The organism is Sphingobacterium sp. HMA12 (assembly GCF_002933815.1).
Classification (GTDB): Bacteria; Bacteroidota; Bacteroidia; order Sphingobacteriales; family Sphingobacteriaceae; genus Sphingobacterium.
In genome coordinates, this window is record NZ_BEYR01000005.1 from 41,557 (window position 1) to 66,283 (window position 24,727).

Consider the following 24,727-nt stretch of genomic DNA (forward strand, 5'->3'; position numbering starts at 1 on the left):
CACATACGATCATGATCAAGAACAATATAAAGACAGCATGGCGAACGATCAGAGCCAACCGATTTTTCAGTATTCTTAATATTAGCGGGCTTGCTATTGGGATCTGTGTATCGCTATTATTATTTGCCTTTATCCGACAGGAATTGAGTTTTGATACCATGTATTCAAAAGCTGGTAATATCTATCGGGTCTACATGAAACTTTCCGCAGAATATAATCAGGAAAAAATGATCACGCTACCTAATGCAGTAGGTCCAGCCTTAAAATCAGATATTACGCAGGTGGATAATATGGTGCGTCTCGTAAAAGACGGCTACGGTGCCACAGCCTCTATCCGTACCGAAAATAATAATTTCTCCGAAAAACAACTCTACCTCGCAGATTCAACCCTGTTTTCCATCTTTGATTTCCAATTTATTGAAGGGAATGCACGTACCGCTTTTTCGAACAAAAAAAGCATTGTCCTTTCCCAATCATCAAAAGAGAAATTATTTGGTTCACAGGAAGCAGTTGGCAAACTAATCAGCATCAATCAACGAGATACCGTACAGGTCACCGGTGTCTTTAAAGATCTTCCGGCCAATAGTACTATAGATTGTAACATGGTCATGAATATTATGGATTCATGGATGGGACAAAATGTGTTTTGGAGCAATGCGAGCTATGAGACCTATATCCTATTAAAAAACGGAGCAAATCCGGCAACCATTGCCCAGGAAGCAACCAAATTGATTGATAAATACATCGAAAAAGACCATCAATATTATACGCAATTTTTTCTGCAACCTTTATCGCAGGTACACCTTTATTCTTCAGATCTAACAAAGGGTGTTACTACACGTGCCGGAAATATAAACATTGTTAGGACATTATCGGTTCTCGCTTTTTTAGTCATCGTGATTGCATGCATCAACTACATGAATCTAGCGACAGCCAAATCACAGAAAAATGCAAAACAAGTAGGTGTCAATAAAGTACTTGGCGCTACGCGTAACCAACTTATCGTGCGGTTCTTCGTGGAAACTGCTACGATCAGTCTCTTCGCAATGCTCATAGGGGTTATTCTCGCCGTCCTATTCATCCCCGCATTCAATTTGGTGGGTAAGACCAATATGACAATTCAACATCTTCTTAATTGGAATATGCTGGGGATCTTGGCATTCGCATGGTTGATCATTACACTTGTTGCCGGCAGCTATCCAGCGCTATTCCTTTCAAATATCAAATCAATATCCTTAATGAACAAAGGATACAATAAGCAGGGAAAAACAGTCTTAATCAGACAAATACTTGTTGTCTGCCAATTTTCTATTTCGATTGTACTGATTATCGGGATCAGTATCATGCTAGCGCAAATGAATTTTATACGGAACAAGGATTTAGGCTATCAGCCCGAAAATGTTGTCTCTATTTCTATCCGTTCTTTAAAAAGTCAGAAAAAACTCCAGACCCTTAGTCAGCAGATTCAAAACCTGACCAACACAGTATCCACGACCTTGGCACAATCTATACCCGGATTTAATGAAAGTGGAAAAACAACTTATAAATTAACTACCGACAAGCAGGGCTTGCCGACTTCAACCTGTGTTACCTATGGCAGGACAATCAATACTTTGGGATTAAAATTACTTGCGGGGACGGATTTACCGGATGTTATCGGGGGTACTGATTCAACATGTTATGTGTTGATCAACGAAAAAGTAATGAAGTTTTTAGGGTATAAAACACCAGAAGATGCTATAGGAAAGCATATCGTGACTGAAATGAGCGCAACTAATTCCATTATAACGGGTATTGTTCGCGATTTTAATTATACGAATCTAAAATCTGAGATTGGTGGATATACCTATTACACCATGAATGGTTCATCCGAATCACCACGGAATTTGTTGATCCGCTATAAAACAGCAGATCTTCAAAGCTATATTGAAGGGGTAAAAAAGATCTATACCGCTATTGCTCCCGACGCAGCATTTGATTTTTCTTTTTTAGATCAACATGTACAGAATCAATATGAAAATGAAATTCGTTCATCCAATGTCATGACCCTATTTTCATGCTTGACTTTATTTATTGCCTGTCTAGGTCTATTGGGACTGGCAGCATACACAGCCGAATCAAGAAGCAAAGAGATCGGTATCCGTAAAGTTCTTGGAGCTAGTATTGCCAGCATCATTCATTTACTTTCTGTTAACTATATCAAATTGATCTCTATTGCGTTTCTGATTGCGGGACCAATTGCATATTACTTATTCAGTAGCTGGCTAAATGATTTCGTGTACCGCATCGATATGCCTTGGTGGGCCTATATCGTCGCCGTCTTGACAGTTGCACTAGTGGCTTTTATCACGATAGGATTTCAGACATTTAAAGCTGCATTGCTGAATCCGGTAAATAGTTTGAGAGACGAATAGATCCGGTAATGGGGGCAAAAATGATAGACGTTAATTTCGAATCTAAAACATATCACAATGATAAAGAATTTCATCAAAACCGCATGGCGCAGTATTTTTTCCAACAAATTTTACAGCGCTATCAATATCCTGGGGTTGACCGCAGGATTAGTTGTGGGAATCTTCCTACTACTATGGATAAAGGATGAATTATCCTTTGATCGTTTTCATAAGAATCAAGATTCAATCTACAAAATTGGGATCGAGGGCGGAACGGGAATCTCAAAACGAATATTTGGATCTATCATTGCCCCTATTGGGAGTTTTGCCAAAAGAGAAATTCCCGAGGTTCAGGACGCCGTACGTATCTTTAGGATCGGTGATGCCACCATCAAGTATAAAGACAAACGATTTACAGAAAAGAATTTCGCTTTTGTAGATCCCAGTTACTTTAGTGTTTTTGATTTTCCTCTTATTCAAGGCAACCAGAAACAACCTTTTCCCGACAACAATTCCGTTGTTCTTACTGAGACTACAGCCCGTCGGTATTTTGGTGATGAAAATCCAATCGGTAAAACGGTGGTATTGGGAATAGAAGATTTATGTGTAGTAAGTGGAGTTATCCCCGACTATCCCGAAAATTCTTCCTTCCAATTTCAGGTGCTTCTCCCCCTTTCACGGTTTAATGAACAGGCTTACATCAAAAACAAAACCACCTATGACAATAAAACCTATCTGTCATCGATGGATGAAGATTGGTCCAGCTTCTCCTTTGAAACTTACCTCCAATTGAGACCCGATGCGAGTCCCACGGTAGTGGCCCAAAAATTACAAAAGATACACGAACGCAATAAACCCGAAGATGGCCCCGTACCTTACATTACGCAAGAATTAGCTAAAATGCATCTTTACCAGATGGATGGCAGCGATGGAGGAATTGGCATAGTCCATATCTTTATCGGCGTCGCTTTGATGATTCTTGTCATTGCGAGTATCAATTATATCAACCTCTCTACCGCACGCTCCTTGTCCAGATCCAAAGAAGTTGGCATCCGGAAAATCATCGGAGCCGGAAGAAAAGAGTTATTTTTCCAATTTATTCTGGAGACGACACTGCTCTTCGCGATCGCCGTTATTTTGGCCATCAGCATTGTTTTTATCTTTCTCCCCCTTTTTAATAATTTCTCCGGCAAACATATTTCTTTGCAGCTATCCAGTATTGATCTATGGAGCTATATTTTAATCATGTTAATAGGCACATTGCTATTGACCAGCATTTATCCTGCCCTGTTACTTTCAAACTTTGACCCGATCAAAGTATTAAAGGGCAGATTCGGAACAAAGAAATCAAATTTTAGAAAGATATTAGTGGTAGTACAGTTTACAGTAGCTATTGTTCTTATCACAATGACGATCGTCATTGGTCGACAATTGGAGTATATACGTAACAAAAACTTAGGTTACGAAAAGAGCAATATTATTTCTGTTCCCATGGCACCAAAAATGGCACAACATTTTGATGCCGTCAAGAGTGATCTCATGAAAAATAAAGGTATCAGTGATGTCATTCGACTTGGAAGGGATATGGTATATGGCGGTGGATCGACAGGAGATAACGATTGGGACGGAAAACCCAGCAATTCAAATCTTTGGTTCAGCATTACTTATTCGGATCAATCTGCACTTGATTTTTTCAAAATAAAACTGGCACAGGGAAAAGACTTCACCGGCTCGACTGCGGATTCTACGCATTTTCTCATCAACGAAACTGCCGTTCGTGAGATGGGATTAAAGAATCCAATTGGTGCCCGTTTACGGATCCGAACTGTTCCGGGAACCATTATTGGTGTTGTCAAAGATTTTAATTACGCCAGTGTACGTCAAAAGATCGAACCCATGGTCTTTCAATTTAGTCCAAAAGATTGCCAGCAGCTTTATATAAAAACAAATCCTGCCGGAACCGAATCGGCATTGCATGCTTTGCAGCAGATCTGGAAAAGCTATTATGACGATATGCCGATCAGCTATAGCTTTCTGGAGGAAAGTTACCAAAAGCAATATATGAGCGAGCAAAAACAGGGAATATTGTTTAATTTCTTTGCCATAATAGCGATACTGATTTCCTGTCTCGGGCTTCTTGGACTATGCACCTATACGGCACAACTGAAAACCAAAGAGATTGGCATTAGAAAAGTCCTCGGTGCCACAGTCTTCCATATTATCCAAATGTTGAATAAAGAATTCTTGCTTTTGATCATTTTCGCTAATATTATTGCACTACCCGTTGCAGGCTATTTCACATCGAACTGGCTGGCTGGATTTGCCTTCAGAACAACAGTACCGATAATCATATTTTTAAGTGCAGGTTTCCTAACGATTATTATCACCTTGTTTACTGTTAGTTTTCAATCGATTAAAGCAGCTATCGCTAACCCGGTCAAGAGTTTAAAAGACGAATAGCTTGAACGCACGAAAACCAGTCCTATGCATTGAACAATTGATCAGTACACCAAAACAACAACACAAACATCAAACACCGCCATGATTAAATTATTTTTGAAAACCGCTTTACGGAATCTTAGACGCAACCCTTTAAATACGGCAATCAATATCCTCGGACTGTCCTTCGGATTTACGGTTGCTTTGGTGAGTACGTTATGGGTATTGAAACAATTCTCTTTTGATAAATATTACAGCAATTATCAACATATTTATCAGGTGATGATGACGGGAACTTTCAATGATGAGAAATCTACTGATCGCTCCACCCCTATTCCTTTGGTCAAAGCGATTGCATCTGATTTCAAAAATGAGATGCAAGACGCAGCTCTGGTGACCAATATGGAAAGCAATAATATCAAAGTAGGCGACAAAAAACTGAATGCACCTGGATTTTATGCTATGGGAAAGTTTGCTGAACTATTTTCCTTCGAATCCTTGCAGGGAAATAGCACTACGCCAACTACTCCATCCACCATCATTGTCTCCGAATCTCTAGCCAAGCGACTATTTAATAAAACCGATGTTATTGGGAAAACTCTACAGTTGAATGGGAAAGAGCAATATACCATTCAAGGTGTTTATAAAGATATTCCCGAAAATAACACCTTTTATGGTTTGGATTACGTATTACCATTTGTCGACTATCTCGCTAAAAACCAAGGCATAGAAGAAAGCTGGTCCAATTGCTATTTTAGCACCTTTGCCAGGATCGAAAATCCTGCGTTTGTTTCCTCCTTGGAGAATAAACTGACAAATATCATCAACAAAAATCTGACAGATATAAACCCTGAGATTCTGTTGCATCCCATGTCCAAATGGCATCTTTATGATTCATTCAAAAATGGTAAAAATGTAGGCGGGCAAATTCAATATGTGTGGATGTTTGCCTGGATCAGTATATTTATTCTTTTGTTGGCCAGCATAAATTTTATCAACCTCAGTACGGCCCGAAGCTTAAAAAGAGGGAAGGAAATTGGTATTCTAAAATCGTTCGGTGTCAACCGTCGGCAACTGATTGCCGGATTTCTAGTGGAGTCCATCCTGTCCGTATCCTGTGCTTTTCTGATAGCGCTTATAATAAGCACTTTGCTTCTTCCGTGGATAAATACCATCACCAATACCACATTGCGCGTTCCATTTACGAGTATTCAGTTCTACTTATACTCCTTTTTGGGGATTCTCTCCATTGGAATTCTGGCTGGAATATACCCCGCGCTATTCTTATCCTCTTTTAATCCGATCCTCGCGCTCAAAGGAAAGATGAACATCGGCAAAAGAGGATTCAATGCCAGAAAGGGAATGGTTATCGTACAATTTGCGATTTCCATCTTTTTGATGATTGCAACCTATCTGGTGATAGAACAATTGCACTATACAAAAGACCGTCCGATCGGTTATAAAAGTTCAAACTTAGTCAACGTTACTAGCAGTAGCCAGTTAATTTCCAAAAACTTTGAGATCCTGAGAAAAGAACTGATTGATCAAGGCCTGATTCAGGAGGCATCACTCACTTCGAATTTTGTCAATAAGCTTTCCTTAACTGGCGGTGGTTTTAACTGGCAGGGGAATGAAGCAAAGGAAGGATCCATTATGGGCATTTTCACCGTAGATGAAAACTTCGCCAAAACGGTACAATGGAATTTTTTGAAGGGAAGAAATTTCTCCAAGGATTTCAAGACAGATTCCACGGGAGTAATTATCAATGAAGCTGCGGCCAAATTTATGGGGGTTACAGATCTGACAAGCAAACAATTGTCCAAAAGAGGGATTAACTACACAATTATCGGTATTATACAGAACACCTTATCCGAATCCCCATTCAAGTCCATTACGCCCACGGCCTATTTTCTTGATTTTATACAAAAAAATAAAATAACACTTCGACTGAATGAACAGCAAGATATCAGTCAGACGATGAAAGCAATCGCACAACAATTCATTCGCTTTGATCCAGATCTCATTTTTGATTATGCATTCACAGATAAAGAATATGCCAAGCAATTTAAACAGATGGAAATGATTAAAAGCCTGACAAGCATTTTTACAGGCCTTGCAATTCTGATTTCGTGCCTTGGCCTATATGCTCTGGTTGCCTTTCTAACCGAGCAACGGGAAAAAGAAATTGGTATTCGAAAGGTGCTGGGAGCTTCTGAAATTGGCTTGTGGAGATTACTATGCACCGAATACTTCTGGTTGACATTGATCGGTTTTCTTATCGCCGCTCCTCTGGCCTACCTGTTAATGGAAAAATGGCTCGACGATTATGTCTATCGTATTTCAATTAAATGGACGGTATTTGCCCTTACGGGATTAACTGCACTTGGCATCACCCTCATAACGGTTAGCTATCAAGCTATTAAAGCGGCATTGGCCAATCCGGCCATCACATTACGTAACGAGTAGGTACACATGTACGGCGACGGACAGCAAACTGTCCGTTTCCGAACATATCCCGGGGCTACCGGAACAAAAACACAACTAACAATCAACAAGTTACACTTATGGCAAACGAATTGAAATAGCTATTTCTATCATGGCATGCCCAGCATACGGCTATCTATTTGGATAAACGGCTTTGTAAAACAGAAAATTATGAAAAAGTTACAAAAAACTCAATACGATGATAAAGAATTACCTTAAAATTGCCTGGCGAAATATCAAAAAAAATAAAGGATTTTCCTTATTAAACATGTTTGGTTTAAGCTTGGGTATTACCTGCTTTTTGTTACTGGCAGCCTATATATTTCACGAATCAAGTTATGAACGTTTTTTTCCAAATGCTGACCGTTTAGCTTATTTCAGTCTTACCTATAAGGCACCCAACAGTGCAGAAGAGGTAAATTCCAGTGTAACGCCAACAGCCTTGGCACCCACCCTGCAAGCAGAGCTTCCTGAAATCGAACAGGCTACACGATTATATGGATATTCCAAAGCGGGAAACGTAGAATCGAAAGACGAAACGACGAAGGAAAAACAACTCATGTATGCCGACCCCAATTTTTTTAACACCTTAGGTTACACCTTTATCGAAGGTGATTCCAAACATGCATTAACTGAACCGAACCAGATCGTGCTGACCAAGGAGCTAGCCGAAAAATACTTTCCCAAACAATCCGCATTGGGAAAAACATTATCCATTGATAAGGTCAACTGGAAAGTAACCGGTGTCATACAAGACCTGCCAACAAATACACAGATCATCTTCTCTGCCATTCTTTCCAACAAAGGTTTAGCGCGCTACAAGCAACCTGAATGGTCTTCCGCAAACGATATCACGATTGCACTGTTAAAGAATAAGGAGAGTTTTGGAGCCATTCAACAGAAAATAGATCAGATCACCAAAGCAAAATTCGCTGAGGCGACGAAGCAAGGTTATCAATTTAGCTTTTCAATTGAAAAACTAATCGATATCCATCTACATTCTAAGGCGGCAGGTTCCGGTAATCTGATGTATATCTATATTCTGATGGCCTTAGGTGCTGCACTTATCATCCTGACCAGCATTAACTTCACAAATTTAATATTGGCACATGCCATCGAACGCAAAAAGGAAATTGGAGTCAAGAAAGTTCTGGGGGCGGCCCGACATACAATTTTTCTTCAGTTTTTTTCAGAATGCAGTTTGATGGTGTTGCTCTCCCTCTCCTTAGCCTTACTGGCTACATTTTTATTATTGCCTGTATTCGGTTCGTACATGGGAAGTGAGATTAAATTAATCGTATGGACCGACCCTAGATTCTATGCTATCCTGTTTTTATTTTTTATCGTATTGACATTAATTTCCGGAGGATGGCCGGCCTATTCTATTGCCAGTTCAAAACCGATGTCTATTTTCAAACGGAAATTGACCGAGAAGCAACGCGGAATATCTTTTAGCAAAGTATTGGTAGCTTTCCAATTCAGCATATCCATCTTCTTTATCATCTGTACCTTATTTGCAGTGCGGCAGATGCAATTTATACAGTCCAAAAATACGGGACTGGACCGTACGGATATGCTTGTGATCGACGGACAGGGATGGCAGGATAAAGAAAGGCAGTTGTTAAAAGATGAGTTGATGCAGCTCAATAGCGTCGAAGGCGTTACAGCTTCCTATGACAATCCCGTTAATATTCAGGGCGGATATAGCATTAATGAAGTTGAGGGGCAGCCGAGCGATTTCGAAATGAATGTGACGGCAATTCCTATCGAGAAAGATTTTGTCTCCGTCTTTCGTATAAAAACAGTGGCTGGGGAGCCTCTTTCGGATACGGATATTTTACGTGCACGGGATACTGTATCTCCGGAATATAGTTTTGTGATCAATACCCTCGCTGCTTCAGCCATGGGATTTACCCCGCAACAGGCTGTCGGTAAAAAAATCAATATGAACGGTCGTAAAGGAAGCATTAAACAAGTGGTCGCCAGCTTTAACTTTGCTTCTCTTCACAACGAGATTAAACCTATCGTACTTTTTCCCGAATACTATTATTTTGGCAATATTTTTATCAGACTCAACCCCAATACACCAATTCAAGACGCAATAGCACAAGTGAATTCTGTCGTGAAAGAGATAGACATGAAGAATCAATTTGAATATCATTTTTTAAATGATGACTATAGCAAATTGTATTTAAAAGATCAGCAGACAACAAAGGTTATGCAACTCTTTTCGATTATTACCATTGCCATTGCTTGTATGGGTTTATTCGCACTATCTGCTTACACCGTACAACAGCGTGTAAAAGAAATTGGAATCCGTAAAATACTGGGCGCTTCCGTATTCAAAATCGTAAAAATACTCAGCGTCGACTTTATGGTACTCGTCTGTTCCGCCCTCTTGATCACGATACCCTTGGGTTGGTACGCCATGCATCGCTGGATGGATAATTTTGCCTATCACATTACATTGGACTGGTGGGTGTTTATTGTAGCAGGATCCGGTGCACTGTTGGTATCCTTTATTACAATCAGTTTTCAGACCATAAAGGCAGCAGTCACAAATCCCATTGACAGTTTAAGGGATGAATAATTGTTAAAATAGCAACGACATGATGAAGACATACATCAAAATTGCTTGGCGCAACCTGATGAAGAACAAATCCTTTTCCTTGATCAATATCATAGGGCTGGCTATCGGCATGGCAGGAGCATTACTTATTGCGCTTTGGCTGCAAAATATGTTAACCATGGATCGTTTCCATGAGAAAGATGACCGCCTTTACGTATTGAGCAATCGGGATGAATTTCAAGGGGATAAATATGCTTGGACATATACTCCTAAAATATTAGGCCCATCGATGGCTGCAGATTTTCCAGAGATTGAAGCATTTACACGATATGATGAAGGCAATAAGTTCTTAACCACATTCGGGGATAAAAAATTAATTGCAAATACAGTATTTGTCGATCCCGGATTTTTTAAGATGTTCTCATTTCCCCTTGTCAAGGGATCTAATAATATTCAGTTTGACAACCCAAAAGGTCTTGTCCTAACCGAAAGTTATGCTAAGGCTTTATTTGGCGATGAGGATCCAATTGGCAAATCGGTTAAGATAGACTCCGTTAACCAAGTCGCTGTCCAAGCTATACTCAAAGATCTACCTACGAATTCAAGCTTCAAGTTTGAAATATTGCTCCCTCTAGCATATGCAAAAACAATTGGTTATGTGGATGACAACTGGAGCAATAACTCGATAAGCACTTATGTTTTATTAAAAGAAGGTGCCTCTTTAACAGCATTTAATAGCAAAATCAAAACTTACCTGAGAGATCATATCAATGCAAAAAATAAAGCGGAAGGCAGTCTGTCAGCTAGAAATACAGGTGAAATTTTTGCTTTTTCTTATCCAGATTCTTTCCTTTACAATAATGGTAAGGGCGGAAATTATACTTCAAGGCGCATTGACATCGTCAAGCTTTTTGCCTGGATCGGTATTTTTATATTGTTGGTTGCCAGCATCAATTTTATGAATTTAAGCACGGCACGTTCTGAGCGACGAGCGAAAGAAGTGGGAGTCCGAAAGGTAATTGGTGCAAATAAGGCAAGCTTAATGGTTCAATTTCTGACCGAAAGTATACTGATTAGTCTGATCGGAATGGTGCTGGCAACAGTATTTGTTTTTATTCTTCTACCTTTCTTTAATGAACTTGTCGAAAAACAACTCAGCCTTTCCTTATTGAACTTACAAACTTGGTTGTTTCTCATGGCCTTTGCATTAGTGACAGGCATATTAGCAGGTACTTATCCAGCCTTTTTCCTCTCCTCTTTTCAACCTATCAAGACACTGAAGGGAAAATTTGTGTCCAAAACAAGAGGACTTAGTATTCGTTCGATTTTAGTGGTTGTTCAATTTAGCCTGGCCATTATATTAATTATCGCCACAGTCATCGTTGCAAAACAAATACAATACACCAAACAGCGCGACCGTGGTTATAATGAAAATGGTCTACTCTATAGCAGTATCAAGGGTGACTTGGAAAAGAATTATAAAATCCTGCGGGACGAATTGTTAGCTAGCAATGCGGTTGTTTCGGTATCCAAGAATATGTCTCCATTGACAGATTCATATAGCAATGGTTGGGGGTATACCTTCGGTACACCGACTGAAGAAGACAAACGAATTTCTTACAACCGTTTTAGTACCGATGCAGATGCGGTAAAGAATCTTGGACTGACATTAATCCAAGGTCGAGATATTGACATCTATAAATTCGCTACCGACAGTACTGCCCTATTAGTAAACGAATCGGCTGTCAAAAGTCTACATCTCAAAAATCCGATTAACAGCATCGTTGATGGTGATGGTACAAAATGGACTGTAGTTGGTGTCATCAAAGATTTTATTGTAGGCTCACCATATGGCGATAATACGCCAATGATTATCATGGGACCTAAAACATGGTTTACAACAATTCATTATCGATTGAATACAAATCGCAATATCACAGAAAATTTGAAGACTATTGAATTAATCTTTAAGAAATTCAATCCAGATTATCCTTTTGAATATGAGTTCATTGACAAAACTTATGAAGAGAAATTTAAAGAAACAAAAGCAATAGGTACGCTTTCTATGGTATTTGCAGGATTGACCATCTTTATTTCCTGTCTCGGTCTATTGGCTTTGATCGCCTACATGGCCGAAACGCGAATGAAAGAAATTGCCGTGCGTAAAGTGCTTGGCGCGACTGTCGCGCAAGTAACCTCATTACTTTCGTTAAATTTTATCAAACTTGTCATCGTCTCCATTTTTATTGCCACACCAATCGCTTGGTGGGCAATGGACAAATGGTTGCAAGATTATAGTTACCGCATCCAGATCCAATGGTATTATTTTGTTATTGCAGGGCTAATGGCAATTTTAATCAGCATGGCAACCATAAGTTACCAAGCCATTAAAGCGGCACTTAGCAATCCGGTGGATAGTTTAAGGGATGAATAATTGTTAAAATAGATAATAAAGATTAAAAACCCGATAGATGGCAAGCTGGATCTTTTTAAAACTCCTGTTTTTGCTATCTATTTATAACCAATTCGAGAACAATGCTTAAAAACTACTTTAAAATTGCATGGCGCAACCTGTGGAAAAGCAAAGGCTACTCCGCAATTAACATCATTGGGCTTTCCATCGGTATGGCTGCTGTACTGATTATTGGGATATGGGTACAAAACCAGTTGCAATTCGATAATTTTTACAGCAATAAAGATCGCCTATATAAACTTTGGAATAAATATCAAAATGACGAAGGAAAAATAAGTTTAATGGATGTCACCTCAGGGCGAGCAGCTCCTGCGCTATTAGAGGATTATCCAGAGGTCGAACGCGCTGCTCGTATGTATTTTGGTATAAACAGATTACTGTCGTTTGATGACAAAAAAATAAAATCAAAAGGAAACGAGGTCGACCCATCATTTCTGCAGCTATTTGATTTCAAACTTCGACGGGGAAATAATCATCAGGCGCTAGCAGAAACAAAGAATATTATCCTAACGGAAAGTCTCGCAAAAAGTATATTTGGGGATATCGATCCATTGGATAAAACTATTATTCTCGACAATAAAGAGCCCTATAAAGTTTCTGCGGTTATGCAAGATTTACCGAGTAACACAAATTTCGATTTTACCTATTTAATCCCATTAGCAGACGCAAGCAAATATTCTCCAAATTGGAATACGATCACATTCTCAACCTATGTGCAGTTAAAATCGGGGACCGATATCGACGCTTTCAATAATAAGCTCATCAATATTATCGAAAAAAAAACCAACAAGGAGCTAAAAGGATCACTGTTTTTATATCCTGTATCCAAAATGCATCTATATTCCAAATTTGCACAGGGCATTCCAGTCGGAGGAAAGATTGATCAAGTTAAATTGGTTGCAGGAATCGGCCTATTGATATTATTGATTGCATGTATCAATTTTATCAATCTCAGCACGGCAAGAAGCCAAAAAAGAGCAAAGGAAGTTGCTGTACGAAAAGTTGTAGGAGCCAGACGTCTCAATTTAATTGTCCAATTCCTAACAGAATCTATACTGCTGGCTTTTATATCAGGGCTAAGCGCGATATTATTGACTAAGCTTGCGCTCCCCTTATTTAATAAGATTTTAGATAGACCTTTAGCCTTTTCATTTTCAGATACAACAATATGGCTGTCGTTGGTAGGCTTTATCTTCATAACGGGACTATTGGCTGGATTATATCCAGCATTTGTACTTTCCGCTTTCAAACCCATTAAATCACTAAAAATATTTGCGCGGTCAAAACAGTTTTCATTGAATTTCCGGGAATTATTAGTTGTTTTCCAATTCAGCATAGCCGTTATTCTGATTATTGCTACGATTATCGTCAAGCAGCAAATTGAGTATGCAGGACAGCGTGACATAGGCTATAATACGGCTCAGTTGCTCGAAGTCGGAATAGAAGGTGATTTAGGGAAAAACTATGAAGCTATCAAATCAGAATTGATCGAAAACGGAGTTGCTACTGCCGTAACACGGATAGGATCATCAATCACAGGCGGGTCTGGAAACTCCTGGGGTGGTTTTTCGTGGCTGGGAGCTACTCCTGAACAGGAGAAAAAAATGGGTTTTGACCTGGGAAGAGCAGAAAGTGACCTTGTCAAAACACTCGGATTAAGGCTTATAGCAGGTCGTGATATAGATTATTCGAGATTAGCTGCCGATAGTACTGCTGCGCTACTAAATGAAGCAGCTGTCAAAGAAATGAAGTTGGAAAATCCAATTGGAACTTATCTCAAGTGGGGAGACAACACCTATACCATCGTTGGAGTAATTAACGACTACATCAGTGGTTCGCCTTATAACCCGGTAAAACCGATGCTTATATACGCAAACAAGACAGCACTATATAATCTGGTTATCCGTACAAATCCCAACGCTTCCATGGGCGATCAACTCAAAAAAATCGAACGAATTATTAAAAAATTCAATCCCGCATATCCATTCGAGTATCAGTTTGTCGATCATAAATTTGCAACTAAATTCAAAGACCAACAACAAACTGCTCAGCTCGCGTTTATCTTTTCGGGGCTAGCAATCTTTATTTCCTGTCTGGGTCTATTTGGGCTAGCATCTTATATCGCTGAGTTGAGGACGAAAGAAATTGGTATTCGTAAAGTACTGGGCGCCTCAGTAAGTGGAATTACGGCTATGCTATCGAAAGATTTTGTCAAGCTTGTTATTATTTCCATTCTAATTGCTTCACCAATTGCATGGTGGGCAATGAACAAATGGCTACAGGATTTCTCGTATCGCATTGAGATACAATGGTGGATTTTTGCATTGGCAGGGATCGCCGCCTTGCTGGTGGCCTTCGTAACGGTAAGTTCACAAGCTATCAGAGCGGCAAATCTCAATCCGGTAAAAACATTAAGGGATGAATAATTACTTCAATAGAAACAACATGATCAAGACATACATCAAAGTCGCCTGGCGGAATTTACTTAAGAACAAAGCTTTTTCGGCAATTAATATCTTTGGGTTAGCCATCGGTATGGCTGGGGCCTTACTTATTGCCCTATGGTTGCAGAATATGTTGGGTACAGACCGTTTTCACGAAAAAAGTGATCGGCTTTACATTATCAGTAACCGCGATACCTATCAAGGCGAATTACAGGCCTGGACAAATACGCCTAAGATCATGGGGCCAACACTGAAAAGTGATTTCCCCGAAATCGAAAGTTTTACGCGTATCGAGCAGGACGATAAATTTCTAACAAGCTATGGGGATAAAAATCTTGTTTCCAGTGCCAGTTTTGTCGACCCCGGATTCTTCAATATGTTCAGCTATCCATTGCTTAAAGGAGATAAAACCAATCCGCTTAAAGATGCAAACTCAGTTGTCATTACAGAAAAATATGCAAAAGCGCTGTTCGGTGATACTGATCCAATCGGAAAAACCATCAAAATAGAATCGAAATATTTAGTCACCGTCCAGGCGATTGTAAAAGATCCTTCCAGCTACAGTAGTATACAATTTGATTATCTGCTTTCATGGGAGCTGGCCAAGAAAATGGGCTTCGTAGATGAAAATTGGTCAAACAATTCAACCTATACTTACGTGCTGTTACGGGAAGGGACTACATTGGAAAACTTCAATGCTAAAATTAGACTTTTCAGCCAGAACCATATCAATGTAGGTGATAACGAAATCAAATCAACAAACGAAATCTTCGCATTTCCATACAAAGACACTTATCTCTACAACAAAAGCGAAAATGGTGCCTATACAGCCGGAAGGATCCAATTAGTTCATTTATTTACCTGGATCGGTGTTTTTATTTTGCTTGTTGCCTGTATCAACTTCATGAATCTCAGTACAGCTCGCTCCGAAAGAAGAGCCAAAGAGGTCGGCGTACGTAAAGTAGTCGGTGCACAAAGAAAAAGTCTTATTCTACAATTTATTATTGAGAGTATCCTGGTCAGTATTGGAGCAATGATACTCGCGCTCGTAGCCATCGTATTAGTTCTCCCAGCCTTCAATGATCTGGTTGAAAAAAACCTTACCATCTCTATTCTGTCCGGTGATACCTGGTTGTTCTTAATTGGCTTCACATTGTTGACTGGAGTATTAGCGGGAAGCTACCCTGCATTTTTTCTCTCCTCCTTTAAACCTCTGAAAACATTAAAAGGAAAATTAAACACCTACAGCAAAGGGATCAGTGTACGCTCTATCTTGGTTGTTGTCCAATTCAGCCTCGCAATTATCTTGGTCATAGCGACCGTCATCGTTTCGCAACAGATCCAGCATACCAAGGATCGCGATCGGGGTTATAACGACAATGGACTTGCTGCAACCCGATTTACGGGCAAACTTAACAGCGGAAAGATCTACCAGACTCTTCGAAATGAATTGTTGGCCAGCAATGCTGTGCTCTCGGTGACAAAAAATATGTCCCCTGTCACGGATCGCTACAGCAATGGCTGGGGCTTCTCCTGGCAGGGCAGTACAGAGAGCGATAAAAGAATCTCCTTTGACCGTTTCAGTACCGATGCCGATGCCGTGAAAACGCTGGGTTTTAAACTTGTTGCCGGACGAGATATAGATATATACAAATATCCAACAGACAGTAATGCCATGTTACTGTCTGAAACAGCCGTCAAACAGATGCGCTTGCAGCATCCCGTTGGGCAAACAATAAACGGTGACGGTCAGGACTGGATCGTCGTTGGAGTAATTAAAGATTTTATCACGGAATCTCCTTTTTCGGCAGGTTATCCAATGGTCGTCTTTGGGCCTAAATCCTGGTTTACAAATATCCACTATCGCTTAAATCCAAACAACAGCACTGCGGCGAATTTGAAAACCATCGAAGCCATCTTTAAAAAATTCAATCCGGAATATCCATTTGAGTATAAATTCATCGACGAAAATTTTGAAGCTAAATTTAAAGAAACGCAGTCTATCGGGACGATTTCAATGCTTTTTTCAGGTTTGACCATCTTTATTTCCTGTCTTGGTCTACTTGCTTTGATCGCATATATGGCCGAGACACGTATGAAAGAAATCGCGGTCCGCAAAGTACTCGGAGCAAGTTTGACACAGGTGACTTCATTGCTGTCAGTAGACTTTATTAAATTAGTGATTATTGCTATTCTGATCGCCTCACCAATCGCTTGGTGGATAATGGACAAATGGTTGCAGGATTATAGCTACCGCATCCAGATCCAATGGTATTATTTTGTGATTGCGGGGCTAATGGCGATATTAATCAGTATGGCAACCATAAGTTATCAAGCCATTAAGGCCGCACTTAGCAATCCGGTGAATAGTCTGAGGAATGAGTAAACAATATGAACAACCAATACGATCCCATTATGATAAAGAACAATCTAAAAATTGCGTGGCGGAATCTAAGAAGAAATTCTTCCACCTCGATCATTAATATCACCGGGTTAGCCTTGGGGATTGCGATCTGCTTACTGATAAGCCTATATGTCGCTGATGAGTTCAGTTTTGATCGGTTCAATACAAATGCGGATCGAATTGTACGTGTCGTCTTTCGGGGTACGGTACAAGGGGGAACGATGAATGAGGCACATGTCATGCCGCCTGTGGCAGCCACAATGAAAGCTGAATTAGCCGAAGTACAGGAAACAGCACGTTTGAGACAAGCTGGAGCACCCTTATTTACGGTTGGTGATAAAGTTTTTCGTGATGAACAGATGGCCTATGTGGATGCCGCTTTCTTTAAAATATTTACCTTACCGTTTATCAAAGGTGATGCTAATACCGCAGTGAAGATGCCTTACACCGCAGTAATATCTGAATCCATGGCACGTAAATATTTTGGAACGACAGATGTTCTAGGTCGGGATCTCGCCATAAAAGGTGATCAAAATATCCTAAAAATTACTGGGGTAATGAAGGATATTCCCAGAAACTCGCACTTCCATTTTGATATTTTTACCTCAATGACGGCACTGGAAGACTCCCGTTCAAACTCCTGGATGACATCCGAGTATTATACGTATGCGCTGCTCGCAGAAAATACCTCATTAAAAAGTCTAGAGAAAAACTTAGCGACATTATTTGACAAACATGTTGGCGCCCAGTTTATGGCAGGATTCGGAATGAGCTACGAGGATTACAAAAAATCAGGCAATACAATAGGTCTCTATTTACAGCCCCTGACCGATATTCATCTACACTCCAATTTTGGCTACGATCTAAGTCCATCGGGTGATATCCGATACATTTATATTTTTAGCGCTATAGCCCTGTTTATGCTATTGATCGCGACGATCAATTTTATGAACCTATCAACGGCGAGTGGTTTCCAGAGAAGTCGCGAAGTAGGTGTACGGAAAGTGCTAGGCGCTGACAAGCAAAGCCTGATCCGTCAGTTCCTCTCCGAAGGCATTCTGCTGACCTATCTGGCATTGTTTCTGGCAGTCGGCATTGTTTTACTTGCCCTTCCCCTATTTAATCAGTTATCAGGTAAATCTATAGCCATCCATCAGCTCAATTTTGCCAAAATAATCCCCCTCCTACTCGCATTCGGCTTATTGGTCGGTCTATTTTCGAGTACTTATTCTGCTTTATATCTAGCGGCATTCAACCCTTTGACCGTATTAAAAGGACGTTTGTTGCGATCTACAAAACGGTTCAATCTCAGGAGCAGCCTTGTGGTCTTCCAGTTTATTATTTCCGTGGGACTCATTTTCTGTACCGTAGTTGTCGTCCGACAACTCGATTATATGCGGAACATCAAATTAGGCTATGAAAAAGAAAATGTCATTGTGATCCAGAGTTGGCCATTGGGCGAAAACGAAAAAACGTATGTCAAGCAGTTATCTGAAGACAGCCGTATCAAGCATATCTCCCGCTCATCTTACCTACCCGCTGGAGAAACCAACAACAATAACTTCTTTGTCTATCCGGACGGAAATACGGAAAAATGGGTCAAGACACTACGTTATGATGTAGACGAGGAATACATTGCTGCAATGGGCATGCAGCTTCATGAGGGACGAAATTTTTCGAAAGCTTTTGGTAACGATACCTTATCCATTATTGTAAATGAAACCGCCGCAAAAGATCTGGGTTGGAAAGGAAAAAGCCTTGGCCGTACATTGACCAATAAGGATAATAAAACCTATCGTGTCGTGGGTGTTGTCAAAGATTTCCATTTTAAATCGCTACATGAACCCATCTCGCCCTTGGTCATGGTACTGGGCGACCAAGCTGGAAGTCTGATTGTCAAAACAGAGACAAAAGATACCGAGGCGCTGATTCAAAAGTTGAAAGCTGAATACGACGCTTTCCCTTCCGATATCCCATTCAACTATTCTTTCCTCGATGAGCGCTATGCCCAAACCTATCAGGCCGAAGTCAAAACAGGAATATTGTTGAGCATATTCGCCGGACTGACGATTTTTGTCGCTTGTCTGGGTTTATTTGGATTAGCTATTTTTACGGCAAACCAGCGCCGGAAAGAAATAGGTATACATAAGGTCATCGGCGCCTCTGTCCCCGGTATTACAGGGATGCTTTCGGCAGAATTTATAAAACTTGTCCTTATCGCTATCGTGATTTCTTCACCGATAGCCTGGTGGGCGATGTACAAATGGCTGGAAAATTTTGCTTACCGCATTGAAATACAATGGTGGATGTTTGCCGTTGCAGGGCTACTCGCCATACTGATCGCCTTGCTGACCGTTAGTTCGCAAGCCATCAAGGCCGCTCTAGCAAATCCGGTTGATAGCCTGCGGGAGGAATAATCTCCAATACGACAAAACGATGATATTGTAAACGCAACACAATAAAATTATGATTAAAACATATTTCAGATCAGCGCTACGTCAACTATTGAAACATAGCTACTATACCTTTTTAACAATTGCCGGTCTAGGTTTGGCAGTTGCATGTAGCTTATTTATCTATAGCTATAATAGCTTCCAGTATAGTTTTGATCAGTTTCATATCGATAAAGATCGCACCTTTCTAGTCGTACAGGATCTCAAACTAGAGCAGGTCGAACATAGCAAAGGGGGATCCTATGCCATGTACAACGCTATTTCACGTGAAATTCCACAAGTGGAACGAACAGCGTTGTATATGGATAATAAAGACCTGACGCTACGGGTAGCGGATCAATTGTATAAGACAGAGGGTAAAGCAGCGTTTGTTTCATCAGAATATTTCAGCACCTTAAATTTCCCTTGGCTGGAGGGATCCCCAAAAGATCTGGATCAGCCTAACACCGTCGCGTTGACCAAAACAATTGCCAAAACTTATTTTAATAACGATAATCCTTTAGGTAAAACGATCCTGGTCGATAGCAAATTCCCAGTGAAAGTTGTGGGTATCATAGATGACCGTAACAAAAATTCAGATTTCCGTTCAGAAATCTATTTTTCGCAAAGTTCTGCTTCTACTTTATGGCAAATCCCTCAAAACGACGGGTTCTTTAATAATTGGGGCTACTCCAACTCAAGCAATAATATCCTTGTCACCTTAAAAAACGCCGCCGATAAAAATACCGTCGAGCAGGCCATACATGCGCTGGTTGCCAAGTACTGGCACAAAGATGTACTACAGACATTCAGTTATAAACTCCTGCCCTTAACAAGTTACCATTTTGACACAGATTACGGAAAGGGAACACAACGTACACTGCTGAATATTCTGGTCGCAATTGCCATCGGAGTCAGTATCATGGCATTGGTCAATTACAGCAACATCACCTTTGCCAGACAAATGAACCGCAGTGTAGAAATGGGCGTGAGAAAGGTACTGGGCTGTTCCAAAAGACAACTCTACATTCAGTTTCTGATCGAAACCCTGATCCTGACCGCTGCTGCTATCATCTTCGCCTTAGTTTTATTGCTGATCTTTTCCAATTGGGCAAATCAGGCTCTTTTTCCTAATGAACCCATACAGATTGTCCATCCCCTGTCATTTATAGCGATCATTGGTGTCATCTGGATTTTAACGAGCCTATTGACTTCCGTCTATCCCCTCATTTTTGTCAACCGGATGAACATCCAGCAGGCACTGAAAAAGCTGACCATAGGCCCCTGGAGTTTTAGTCGTAAAACGCTTATTGTTTTTCAGAATGTGATCGCCATGATGCTGCTGATCGCTACTTTTGTGATTGTCTTACAGGTAAATCACCTCAAAAACACCGATATAGGATTCAGCAGGGAGCAGGTTATCTTACTTCCGTTCACAAAAAAAATGATCCAATCAAAAGCGAAAATCGCTCATTTTATCAGTAATAGAACCGATATTCAATCCTATACTTTTAGCGATAATCCACCTTCATCTGAAAAGGTATGGGGCGGAACCATCCAGTTTGATAACAGAACGGAATGGGAAAAATGGCCCGCCCGATACGCTATTGGTGATTCTGCTTACATCAGCACATTCAACATCAAATTATTGGCAGGAAGAAATTTCAATGACAATACGCAGAAGCCAGAATTTCTGATCAATCAGAATATGGCTACCGCATTAGGCTTTAAAGATCCCAATGCTATTATCGGCAAGTCTTTAAACGCCGGTGGGCTGAATGAAGAACAAGCGGGAACAATAGTAGGCGTTGTTGCAGACTTTAGCACCAATTCGCTGAACGAACCCATCTCCCCTACTGTAATTGGGTATAATGAAACACGGTTAAAAAATGTAGCGATTAAACTAAAAGGTACCGATCATCAGCTGCTCGTGAAAGATCTGGAACAACAATGGAAAAACTGGTATCCCGATGAAGTGTTCCAATATAAATTCTATGAGCAGCAGATTGCTCAGCTCTACAAGAAAGAAGCATTACTGGAAAAACTGATCTGGATCGCTGCTATCGTCGCGATAAGCATCAGTATACTCGGTTTTCTAGGATTGCTCTCCATCAATATCCTAAAACGAACAAAAGAAATCGGAATCCGGAAGGTGTTAGGTTCTTCGGTAACAGGTATTATTGTATTGTTGTCACAAGATTTCTTTAAATGGATAACAATTGCTTTTTTACTTGCTACACCACTTGCGTATTATCTTATGAACCGCTGGCTGGACAATTTCCCTTTTCGGATCAGTATGGGCTGGTGGATCTTTGCATCCGCTTTCTGTGTTGGACTTATGTTAACGATTGCCGTGGTATCCCTACAATCTATAAAGGCTGCCACAGCCAATCCTGTTGATAGTTTAAGAGACGAATAGGAAGAGGAGGCTGTCTGCTTATTTACTATTCGTTCGGGAAATCGGCGAGATCAAGGTGTTCGCGGGTGTACAATGACTGTCCGATTTCGGACAGTCCAGTCGCCGAAACCAATTTTAATAAACTAACAATCAACAACCTACACACTTGGCTAAGGATTTGTATTATCGTACACAAATTAACAAAAATCAAAGTCTGCATCCGTTCCGTATGCAGTGATGAAAATAAACCTTATACGAGTGACAATGACTTTTACAAACTTCAAGATTGCCTGGCGGAATATTCTAAAGAAAAAAATTCAAAACCTGATCAACCTAGTTGGATTGACTCTTGGCATTACCTTTTTACTACTGGTGGGAGCCTATGTATGGGATGTTCAACAGGTAAATAGCAAGATCAAAAACATAGATCAGCAATTTTTATTACAGAGCAAGTATAAGAAAGAAGGATTTGGAATCAATTTGACCACGATCGGAGCACTACCCAAAGCCCTATATGAAGAATATCCAGATTTGGTGGCCAGCTATTATCGTATTGATGGATTGACAGGTATTATCGCCAATGGTGCAACGATCCATGAAGAAGGGATGGCTCTCGGTGATCCTAGCCTTTTGACCATGTTTGGTTTTGAGCTTTTAGCAGGCAATCCGAAGACAGCACTGAACAATCCCTTTTCTGTGGTGATCACTGAACAGGCCGCCTTAAAATATTTTGGAAACGTCGATGTTCTGGGAAAAACCCTGCAGATTAAAAATTTCAAAGGCGAAAAACATGATTTTGAAATTACTGCCGTTATAAAAACTGCTCTACAAAATGCGATCATGGATCTGACAAAGGATATGCATTCCGATATCTTCCTACCCATTGCCAACGAACAATACTTCGGCAGATCCGTGGATAACTGGAATAATCCTTACATTGCAGGTTACCTCGAATTGAAAGTCGGGGTGACGACACAACAATTGGATGCGGCGATTCAAACGCTGGTGCATAAAAACACCGATCAGGAATTCGCCAGCCAATACAGCCCCGACCTAAAACCGTTGAAAAGCTATTATCTAGATGATAATCAAGGCGCTGTCCGCAAGATGATTCAGACGTTAATCTGGATAGCCATTTTTATCCTGGTCATGGCCATCATCAACTTTATCAATTTTAGTATTGCACAGCATATTACACGATTGAAGGAAATCGGTGTGCGCAAGATTATGGGTTCTTCCAGATTACAATTGGTAAGGCAATTGCTGACAGAATATATCCTCATCGTAGCTATTGCAGCATTGATCAGTCTACCCATCTATAGCGTAGTACGCCCCCTATTTGCACATGTACTGATGCGCGAGCTGCCCTCTCTGATCAACCTGCCGGGATATTTTTTTGGTTTATTAGGTCTGTTAACCGTAGTGGTCGGTATGCTGGCGGGACTATATCCGGCAATTAAACTGTCCAATATCAAGATACTTCCCTCGGTCAAAAATCAGTTCTCCGCATTGGGCGACAAGCAATTGGTTCGAAAAGTGCTCTTATTCTTTCAGTTCGCCGTTGCGCTGCTCCTCCTGGTCTGTACCCTGATTATCTCCAAACAGGTCAATCTATTTATAAACAGCAATTTAGGATACAACAAGGATTATTTATTGACGGTACAGGCACCAAGGGACTGGTCCGAAAATGGTATCCGGAAAATGGAGACCATCCGGCATGAGCTGCTGCAAGAATCAGCGGTCAAGTCCGTGAGCCTTTCCTATGAGACACCCGGGCTATTAGGCTTCAATATGCAGCCTGCATTTGGCAATAATAACGATACTGATATCCAGGTACAACGGATTAACAGTGACGGTTACTTTCTGGAAACTTATGAAATCCCCCTGTTGGCGGGTACTTTTTTACCGAAAAATGCGGTGACCGGTACCACAAATCGACCCGTTGTCATCAACAAAAAAGCCATGGAAGATTTTGGTTTCAGTAACGCCCAAAATGCGATCGGTCAACAGATCGCACTAAACGATCCAAAAGATAAGATGACCATTGTGGGCGTCACCGACAACTTTGTCGCGAATTCTCTTCATCGGGCATCTCCGGCTATTGTCTGGACAGATATCCATGAGAGTTTCCAATACCGATACCTGAGTATCCGTTTAGAACCGGGCAAAATGTCCAGCGCGGTACAAGGACTGGAAAAGAAATGGAAAGAATTAATGCCTGATGCACCATTTAAGTATCAATTTATGGATGACCGCATCAAAGGTTTATATGAAACGGAACTGCAACTGCATCGGGCAGCGCAGATTGCGAGTGCTGTTTCACTTTTGATCGTTGTATTGGGGTTGACCGGTCTGATCTCCCTATCGATCCATCTCCGTAACAAGGAAGTAGGTATCCGCAAAGTACTGGGTGCCTCATTAGCACATTTGATGCTGTTATTTTCGAAGGAATACTATGGCATATTTCTGTTAGCGGTTTTGGTTACAGTCCCATCTAGCTATATGCTGATGCAACATTGGCTACAGAACTATATCATCCGGATAGAAATCAATGCATTTACCTACCTGTTGCCACTGGGCATACTACTGAGCGTACTTGGTCTACTGGTGGGCTTCATTGTATTTCGGGCCACCCGGTTTAATCCGGTCGAAAAATTAAGGGATGAATAATATCATAAACCAATCCATATA

At 40.6% G+C, this 24,727-nt stretch carries 10 protein-coding genes; all 10 read left to right on the top strand.

Going from position 1 to position 24,727, the window contains the following annotated elements:
* The first annotated feature begins 11 nt into the window (after positions 1-11).
* The 10 genes from HMAT_RS21230 (at position 12) to HMAT_RS21275 (ending at position 24,706) form a co-directional block, all read left to right on the top strand.
* The gene (locus HMAT_RS21230; protein WP_104384867.1) at positions 12-2,414 is read left to right on the top strand and encodes an ABC transporter permease; all 2,403 of its coding nucleotides are present in this window, start codon (positions 12-14) and stop codon (positions 2,412-2,414) included.
* Between the two features lie 57 nt (positions 2,415-2,471).
* Positions 2,472-4,853, top strand: coding sequence for an ABC transporter permease (locus HMAT_RS21235; RefSeq protein ID WP_104384868.1), 2,382 nt, complete (start codon positions 2,472-2,474; stop codon positions 4,851-4,853).
* 81 nt (positions 4,854-4,934) lie between these two features.
* Positions 4,935-7,298 carry an ABC transporter permease gene (locus HMAT_RS21240; protein ID WP_104384869.1) on the top strand — a complete coding sequence of 788 codons (2,364 nt, stop codon included), beginning with the start codon at positions 4,935-4,937 and terminating at the stop codon, positions 7,296-7,298.
* 217 nt (positions 7,299-7,515) lie between these two features.
* Positions 7,516-9,906, top strand: coding sequence for an ABC transporter permease (locus HMAT_RS21245; protein ID WP_104384870.1), 2,391 nt, complete (start codon positions 7,516-7,518; stop codon positions 9,904-9,906).
* 19 nt (positions 9,907-9,925) lie between these two features.
* Positions 9,926-12,319, top strand: a complete 2,394-nt coding sequence (locus tag HMAT_RS21250) for an ABC transporter permease (RefSeq protein ID WP_104384871.1) — start codon at positions 9,926-9,928, stop codon at positions 12,317-12,319.
* 101 nt (positions 12,320-12,420) lie between these two features.
* Entirely contained in the window at positions 12,421-14,784 is a 2,364-nt protein-coding gene (locus HMAT_RS21255) for an ABC transporter permease (protein ID WP_104384872.1), read from the top strand.
* On the top strand, positions 14,777-17,188 hold the full coding sequence (locus HMAT_RS21260; RefSeq protein ID WP_233789482.1) for an ABC transporter permease: 2,412 nt from the start codon (positions 14,777-14,779) through the stop codon (positions 17,186-17,188). The genes HMAT_RS21255 and HMAT_RS21260 overlap by 8 nt, the downstream gene beginning before the upstream one ends.
* A 29-nt stretch (positions 17,189-17,217) precedes the next feature.
* On the top strand, positions 17,218-19,623 hold the full coding sequence (locus HMAT_RS21265; protein ID WP_104385117.1) for an ABC transporter permease: 2,406 nt from the start codon (positions 17,218-17,220) through the stop codon (positions 19,621-19,623).
* Positions 19,624-19,672: 49 nt separating this feature from the next.
* Entirely contained in the window at positions 19,673-22,057 is a 2,385-nt protein-coding gene (locus HMAT_RS21270) for an ABC transporter permease (RefSeq protein WP_104384873.1), read from the top strand.
* A 243-nt stretch (positions 22,058-22,300) separates the two neighbouring features.
* Entirely contained in the window at positions 22,301-24,706 is a 2,406-nt protein-coding gene (locus tag HMAT_RS21275) for an ABC transporter permease (RefSeq protein WP_158656037.1), read from the top strand.
* Positions 24,707-24,727: the final 21 nt, after the last annotated feature.

What these genes read in the sequence shown, in the direction of transcription:
- HMAT_RS21255 (WP_104384872.1), top strand. Translation starts at nt 12,421, where the DNA reads ATGCTTAAAAACTACTTTAAAATTGCATGGCGCAACCTGTGGAAAAGC.
- HMAT_RS21230 (WP_104384867.1), top strand. Translation starts at nt 12, where the DNA reads ATGATCAAGAACAATATAAAGACAGCATGGCGAACGATCAGAGCCAAC.
- HMAT_RS21265 (WP_104385117.1), top strand. Translation starts at nt 17,218, where the DNA reads ATGATAAAGAACAATCTAAAAATTGCGTGGCGGAATCTAAGAAGAAAT.
- HMAT_RS21240 (WP_104384869.1), top strand. Translation starts at nt 4,935, where the DNA reads ATGATTAAATTATTTTTGAAAACCGCTTTACGGAATCTTAGACGCAAC.
- HMAT_RS21270 (WP_104384873.1), top strand. Translation starts at nt 19,673, where the DNA reads ATGATTAAAACATATTTCAGATCAGCGCTACGTCAACTATTGAAACAT.
- HMAT_RS21245 (WP_104384870.1), top strand. Translation starts at nt 7,516, where the DNA reads ATGATAAAGAATTACCTTAAAATTGCCTGGCGAAATATCAAAAAAAAT.
- HMAT_RS21235 (WP_104384868.1), top strand. Translation starts at nt 2,472, where the DNA reads ATGATAAAGAATTTCATCAAAACCGCATGGCGCAGTATTTTTTCCAAC.
- HMAT_RS21260 (WP_233789482.1), top strand. Translation starts at nt 14,777, where the DNA reads ATGAATAATTACTTCAATAGAAACAACATGATCAAGACATACATCAAA.
- HMAT_RS21275 (WP_158656037.1), top strand. Translation starts at nt 22,301, where the DNA reads ATGACTTTTACAAACTTCAAGATTGCCTGGCGGAATATTCTAAAGAAA.
- HMAT_RS21250 (WP_104384871.1), top strand. Translation starts at nt 9,926, where the DNA reads ATGATGAAGACATACATCAAAATTGCTTGGCGCAACCTGATGAAGAAC.